The 6,377-nt window shown below is 67.7% G+C and carries 8 protein-coding genes; 3 read left to right on the forward strand and 5 right to left on the reverse strand.

All coding sequences use genetic code 11. The features are described 5' to 3' along the window. The 3 genes from VN856_RS06995 to VN856_RS07005 all read right to left on the reverse strand — a co-directional run. Positions 1-109: nicotinate-nucleotide--dimethylbenzimidazole phosphoribosyltransferase (locus VN856_RS06995; RefSeq protein WP_325687487.1), on the reverse strand; the 109-nt coding region annotated here is incomplete at its 3' end. Continuing rightward, positions 106-642 carry a bifunctional adenosylcobinamide kinase/adenosylcobinamide-phosphate guanylyltransferase gene (locus VN856_RS07000; protein ID WP_325687477.1) on the reverse strand — a complete coding sequence of 179 codons (537 nt, stop codon included), beginning with the start codon at positions 640-642 and terminating at the stop codon, positions 106-108. The genes VN856_RS06995 and VN856_RS07000, both read right to left, overlap by 4 nt. A gap of 85 nt (positions 643-727) precedes the next feature. Beyond that, complete coding sequence (locus VN856_RS07005; protein ID WP_325687479.1) at positions 728-1,399, reverse strand: DUF3043 domain-containing protein; 672 nt, start codon at positions 1,397-1,399, stop codon at positions 728-730. Positions 1,400-1,502: 103 nt separating this feature from the next. Between VN856_RS07005 and VN856_RS07010 the strand changes: the two genes are divergently transcribed. Together VN856_RS07010 and VN856_RS07015 are read left to right on the forward strand one after the other, a co-directional pair. Further along, positions 1,503-2,579 carry a glycerate kinase gene (locus tag VN856_RS07010; RefSeq protein ID WP_325687489.1) on the forward strand — a complete coding sequence of 359 codons (1,077 nt, stop codon included), beginning with the start codon at positions 1,503-1,505 and terminating at the stop codon, positions 2,577-2,579. A 61-nt stretch (positions 2,580-2,640) separates the two neighbouring features. Next, complete coding sequence (locus tag VN856_RS07015) at positions 2,641-3,000, forward strand: iron-sulfur cluster assembly accessory protein (protein WP_325687481.1); 360 nt, start codon at positions 2,641-2,643, stop codon at positions 2,998-3,000. A 16-nt stretch (positions 3,001-3,016) separates the two neighbouring features. Here VN856_RS07015 and VN856_RS07020 read toward each other — a convergent pair whose 3' ends face one another. Continuing rightward, entirely contained in the window at positions 3,017-3,661 is a 645-nt protein-coding gene (locus tag VN856_RS07020; RefSeq protein ID WP_325687482.1) for a hypothetical protein, read from the reverse strand. Between the two features lie 163 nt (positions 3,662-3,824). Between VN856_RS07020 and VN856_RS07025 the strand changes: the two genes are divergently transcribed. Then, a complete protein-coding gene (locus VN856_RS07025) occupies positions 3,825-4,802 on the forward strand; it encodes a carbohydrate kinase family protein (protein ID WP_325687484.1) in 978 nt (325 codons plus the stop codon). A 98-nt stretch (positions 4,803-4,900) separates the two neighbouring features. On the opposite strand, the gene asnB is transcribed toward VN856_RS07025, so the two are convergent. After that, a partial coding sequence (asnB, locus tag VN856_RS07030) for an asparagine synthase (glutamine-hydrolyzing) (protein ID WP_325687486.1) occupies positions 4,901-6,377 on the reverse strand: 1,477 nt, incomplete at its 5' end.

Consider the following 6,377-nt stretch of genomic DNA (forward strand, 5'->3'; position numbering starts at 1 on the left):
CCTCGAGGCGGCCCAGGGCGCCGCGTGGTTTGGTCAGCGTGTCCTGGCGTGCACGGGCGGCCGCGGCCGCCGTCGTGTCCGGAGGCGCCACCGGCGCGAACATCGTCATGCCCCGGCCTGCTTGATCGGCAGCGGATGTCCGGCCACCACCAGCACGACCCGCTCGCACACCGCGGCCAACCGCTGATTGAGGGCTCCCAGTTCGTCACTGAACCGGCGGGCCGACGCGGTGGCGGCCACGACCGTCAGTCCGACCTCCGGGCTGACCAGTACCAGCGGTGAGTTGAACTCCGCGACCGCGGCCGTCAGGTCGTCGAGGTCGGGCGACAGCGACCCGCCGTCCCAGGCTTGGCGCTTGTCCAAGGTGGCGGTCAGCCAGCCGCCGATATCGTCGACCAGTGTCGGTGTGTCCGGCGAACGGCGCAATTGCCGTGCGACGTCGTCGGTTTCGACGGTGGACCAGTGTGACGGTCGGCGGTCGCGATGCTCAGCGATGCGCTGTCGCCACGCCCCGTCGGTGTCGACGACCTGACCGGTCGCCAGGTACTGCACGGGCTGATCAGATTGCAGCGACTCGGCGATGGCGGCCTCCGCCCACCGGGACTTGCCTGACCTGATTCCGCCGAGCACCAGGGTTCGCACCGTGGATCAGGCACCCCATGGCGATCGCAAGTGCGGCGCTGCCGGGTGCAGCGGGTCGCCATGCGAGGGCTTTGTCCGGCGAGGTCTAATCGACACTGGCGCCGTGCTTGACCTGGGGCCGCGGTGCCCGCATCCGGCGCATCTGCGAGGCCCGGCTGGCTGCGTAAAGCCCTATTTTCCAATGGCTTTCGGTATTGTCCGGAAACTTCTCATCTACCCGTCGGCCGACCTTTCGGCCGAGAATGAACCCGTCGAGCGCCATCACCGCCATCAATACCAGCATCGCCGGCGACATATAGAACTGAAGCTGCGGCACGGCGAACATGAAGAACAGCAGCGCCAGCGCCGACGGCATGAACAGCCCCAGCACGTTGCGGCGGGCATCGACGATGTCACGTGCGTACCGACGTACCGGGCCCTGGTCACGGCTGAGTAGGTAACGCTCGTCGCCGGCCATCATGCGCTCGCGCCGATCGGCCATCTGGGAGCGCCGCACCGAACTCTGCTCGCGACGTTCCTCGCGACTGAGCTTGGGACCCGCCAGCGACTTTCGCCGCGCCCGGGCCTCCGACGAGGTCATCGGCGCCGGCGCGACCGGGCCCTTGCGTCCGGCGTCACGTCGCGGCGTGGGCCGTCCCTTGGGCGCGGTGGTCTGCCGGGGTGCGACATCGAAGGCGTCCGCGGCCTGTACCGGTGTCTGGGCATCGTCCCGGCCTTCGGTGACGCCCTCGTCTTTCTTTCGGCCCAGCAGTTTCACGCTCGCCAGGTTACTTCCCGCGGATGTGTCCGGAAAATAGCCGGGGCGATCGACCGGCCTTACTGTTGCTCAGATGACCGGGTCGGCGCACCGTACGCCGACATTGCGGATGCTCATCGCTCCGGACAGCTACGGCGACACCCTGACCGCGGTCGAGGCGGCGGCTGCCATCGCGGCGGGCTGGAGCCGGGTGCGGCCCGGCGATCACCTGATCGTGGCCCCGCAGTCGGACGGAGGCCCGGGATTCGTCGACGTACTGGCCAGCCGAATAGGGGAGCGGCGGGCTCTGCAAGTGCGCGGCCCGCTGACCGAGGAGGCGCGGGCCGAGTGGGTGCTGGATCCGCCGTCGGCGACCGCATACCTGGAATGCGCGCAGGCCTGTGGATTGGCCCTGCTCGGCGGCCCGCCGACAGCGGCGACTGCGCTCGCCGCGCACAGCAGCGGAGTTGGCCAGTTGATCACTGCGGCGCTGGAAGCCGGCGCGGCCCGCATCGTCGTCGGATTGGGCGGCAGCGCGAGTACCGACGGTGGCCGCGGATTGATCGAGGCGCTCGGCGGCCTGGACACCGCGCGGGGACGGTTAGCCGGGGTCGAGCTGATTGCGGCCTGTGACGTTGAGCACCCGCTGGTGGGCCCGTCGGGAGCGGCCCGGGTGTTCGGGCCGCAGAAGGGGGCCGATCCGGATACCGTGGCGGCGCTCGAAGAGCGCCTTGCACAATGGGCCGGCGACTTGGACGCCGCCGCCGGGCGGCCGGTCAGCGCCGAATCGGGCGCCGGGGCCGCGGGCGGGATCGGTGCGGCGCTGCTCGCGCTGGGCGGGCGATGCGAATCAGGGGCGTCGATCATCGCCGAGCACACCGAGTTGGCCGCTGACCTGGCCGTCGTCGATCTGGTGATCACCGGTGAGGGCAAATTCGACGACCAGTCCCTGCGCGGCAAGGTGGTGGGCGCGCTGGCTGCGGCGGCGCGATCGGCGCAGGTGCCGGTGGTGGTGTTGGCCGGCCAGGTGGCTCTGGACGAGCCGGCCATTCACTCGGCGGGCATTTTGGCGGCCTGTGCGGTGTCCGACTACGCCGGTTCGGTGCAGCTGGCCCTGGCTGATGCCGCCAACCAGCTGACGGGGCTGGCGGCACAGGTCGCGGCACGACTCGGGAATAGCGGCACAACAAGGTACCTTTGAGGAGATGGGTTGTGTCGCTCACGCGACCCCATCCGGACACGAGTACTTACAGGGAGAAGCAATGACTGTTCAGGACGAGTCGACCACCGCCACAACGCACGGCGTGATCTTGACGGACGCCGCGGCAGCCAAAGCAAAATCACTGCTGGACCAGGAGGGACGCGACGACCTGTCGCTGCGGATCGCCGTCCAGCCCGGGGGATGCGCGGGCCTGCGCTACAACCTGTTCTTCGACGACCGCGCCCTCGACGGCGACCTCACCGCCGACTTCGGCGGCGTGACGTTGACCGTCGACCGGATGAGCGCGCCGTACGTTCAGGGCGCTTCCATCGACTTCGTCGACACCATCGAGAAGCAGGGCTTCACCATCGACAACCCGAACGCCACCGGCTCTTGCGCCTGCGGCGACTCCTTCAACTGACGCTGGATCAGCGCCTCTAATACTCGCCTGCGGTTCGCTGCACATACGAGCACACCAGAATCTGGTTGTGCTGGCTCAGTAGTTGCGCGACGCCCTGAATCTGGCTGCGCGTGCCGTTGCCGCTGGGTGGCTGGACCTGCATGCTGAACAACACCTGGGCCTGGTAGTCCGACCAGTACACGATCTTGTCGATCGATGTCACCTTCGCTTCGGAGAACTGCTTGCGAAATGCGTCGCTGCTGAGTTTGGCCAGCGCCTGGTCGGATCGCCGGTCCCGCACCGCGTCGTAGATACCGCACAGCGAGTTGCGGGCGATGGCCTCGGTGTCACGGTGCTCGAGGGCGTCGAGGTAATTCTGAATCGCCGACGTGGCCGCGGCGTCGGAGAATGCGCCGGACGCGGGTTTGGGAGCGCTATGCGACCCGTACACGATGGCCGCGGCCACCCCGGCCACCACCAGCAGCGCCACCACGGCGCCGATGAACCAGCGTCGACGGCGGCGCGGTTTGGGGTATCGCATCGGTAGCGGCAACGACCCCGGATAGGCCGCGACCGGCGGCGGGTAGACCGGCGGGGTGGGGATGGGTTCGCTGGGATGGGTGTCGGAGAGCGGTAGTCCGTCGGCGCCCGAACGATGGTCCGACGAATACGGACCGGGCATAAGTGGATCTCCTCGGATAGCAAGGCCGCGCGACCTTGGGCGAGTCAGGCTGCCGCTAGGTTCTCCTACGGAGGCTAGCGGGCGTCGGCCCGCGGTGCGAAGCCGGCCACGGCCACCGGTACGCTTAGCTAGCCGAACTTTGGAATTGAAGGGGTGGAATTTCGTGACGATCGCGGTGACCGGTTCTATTGCCACGGACAATTTGATGCGGTTTCCGGGTCGGTTCTCCGAACACCTGCTGGCCGAACACCTGGAGAAGGTATCGCTGAGCTTCCTGGTCGACGACCTGGTGATCCACCGCGGCGGAGTGGCCGGAAACATCGCCTTCGCGATCGGAGTGCTCGGCGGCGACGTGGCGCTGGTGGGGGCCGCCGGTGACGATTTCGTCGGCGATTACGGCAAATGGCTGCAGTCGCATGGCGTCAACACCGACCACGTGCTGATCTCGAAATCCGCCCACACCGCCCGTTTCGTCTGCACCACCGATCAGGACATGGCCCAGATCGCGTCGTTCTACCCGGGCGCAATGTCCGAGGCCCGCAACATCAAGCTCGCGGACCTGGTGTCGTCGGTCGGCAAGCCGGATCTGGTGATCATCGGGGCCAATGACCCCGACGCGATGGTGGTGCACACCGAGGAGTGCCGCAAGCTCGGCCTGCCCTTCGCTGCCGACCCGTCTCAGCAGCTGCCCCGGCTGTCCGGCGAGGAGATCGACAAGCTCGTCGACGGCGCGGAGTACCTGTTCACCAACGACTACGAGTGGGAGTTGCTGCAGTCGAAGACCGGCTGGTCAGAGGCCGACGTGATGGGCAAGGTCGGTCTGCGGGTCACCACGCTTGGAGCCAAGGGCGTCGACATCGTCGACCGCGACGGCAGCACCGTGCACGTCGGTGTGGTGCCGGAGACCAGCCTCACCGACCCCACCGGCGTGGGCGATGCCTTCCGCGCCGGCTTCCTGACCGGACGCAGCGGCGGGCTCAGCCTGGAGCGCTCGGCGCAACTGGGCTCCCTGGTCGCGGTGCTGGTGCTGGAGTCGACCGGCACCCAGGAGTGGACGTGGGACGCCGCGGCCGCCAAGACCCGGCTGGCCGACGCCTACGGCGACGATGCTGCCGCCGAAATCGCCACCGTTCTCGCCTAGAGCCGCGTTACGGCCTGTCCGGCCGCGACACTGAACCAGTTGCGACGACACGCCGACGTCTGCCGCAGTGAGTTAAGTCTCTGCGGAGAAGTGACGCCTCACAGCTGCACGGGATATTGCGGCTCGCTGATCTGCGGCACCACGCTGTGCTCGACGAAGATCGCGTGCCACAGCATGAAAATCAGTACCGTCCACAGCCTGCGGCTGTGATCGGCTGTGCCGCAACGGTGTTCGTCTAGCATTCGGCGAACAGCCGACGCATCGATCAGGTTGTCGGTGGCCGATGCGTTCACCATCTCGTGCGCCCACTCCAGCAGCGGGCCGGCCCGCAGCCAATGCCGAATCGGCACCGGGAAGCCGAGTTTCGGCCGGTTGAGCACATGCGGCGGGACGATCGGTTCCAGCGCGCGGCGCAGCGCGTACTTGGTGGTGGTGCGGGTGATCTTGGCCTCGACCGGCAACCGGGAGGCGACCGCGAACACTTCGGAATCCAGGAACGGCACCCGCAGTTCCAGCGAGTTGGCCATTGTCATCTTGTCGGCCTTGACCAAAATGTCGCCGCGCAACCAGGTGAACAAGTCGACGTGCTGCATGCGCGCCACCGGGTCCCAGTCGGCGGACTCTGCGTAGATCGGGGCGGTGATGTCGGTGTGGGTCCACTCCGGGCGGAATCCGGCCAGCACGTCGCGCAGTTGCGCGTCGGAGAAGCTGCGGGCATTGCCGTAGTAGCGCTGCTCGAGGGTCAGCGATCCGCGGTGCAGCAGGCTTTTGCCCCGCATGCCGTCCGGCAGGGGTTTGGACAACGTGCCCATCGAGCGCCGAAGCGGTCGCGGAAGGTAGTCGAAAGGCTTGAGCGACAACGGTTCCCGATAGATGGTGTAGCCACCGAACAGCTCGTCGGCGCCCTCGCCGGACAGCACTACCTTGACGTGCTTGCGTGCCTCGCGGGCCACGAAGAACAGCGGCACCAGCGCGGGGTCGGCGACCGGTTCGTCGAGGTACCACACGATCTCGGGCAGCGCGGCGACGAATTCGTCGGGGGCCACCACCTTGGCGATGTGGCGGGCGCCGATCGCCTCGGCCGATGCCACCGCGACGTCGACCTCGGAGAAGCCCTCCCGTTCGAAGCCGGTGGTGAAGGTGATCAGCCGCGGGTTGTGCCGAATGGCCAGCGCCGCGATCGCGGTCGAGTCGATGCCGCCGGAAAGGAAGGCGCCGACCGTGACGTCGGCGCGCATGTGCTTGGCCACCGAGTCCTCCAGGACCGCGGTGATCTCGTCATAGCGGGCCTGCTCGCTACCATGCGAGATCGGCGTCACCTCGAAGCGAGGCACGAAATAGCGGGTGGTCTGCGGCGCCTGGCCGGGACGGATCCGCGCATAGCAGCCCGATTCCAGCCGGCGCACGCCCCGATGCAGCGTCTCGGGTTCGGGCACGTACTGCAGCACTATGTAGTGCTGAACGGCACGATCGTCGATCGTGGTGTCGAATCCCACCAGGTCGGCCAGTTCCAGCAGGCATTTCTTCTCGCTGGCCACGGCGGTGCCACCGGTCCCGGTGGCCATGAACAGCGGC

Source organism: Mycobacterium sp. (assembly GCF_035603715.1).
Lineage (GTDB): Bacteria > Actinomycetota > Actinomycetes > Mycobacteriales > Mycobacteriaceae > Mycobacterium.

What these genes read in the sequence shown, in the direction of transcription:
- VN856_RS07015 (WP_325687481.1), top strand. Translation starts at nt 2,641, where the DNA reads ATGACTGTTCAGGACGAGTCGACCACCGCCACAACGCACGGCGTGATC.
- VN856_RS07020 (WP_325687482.1), bottom strand. Translation starts at nt 3,661, where the DNA reads ATGCCCGGTCCGTATTCGTCGGACCATCGTTCGGGCGCCGACGGACTA.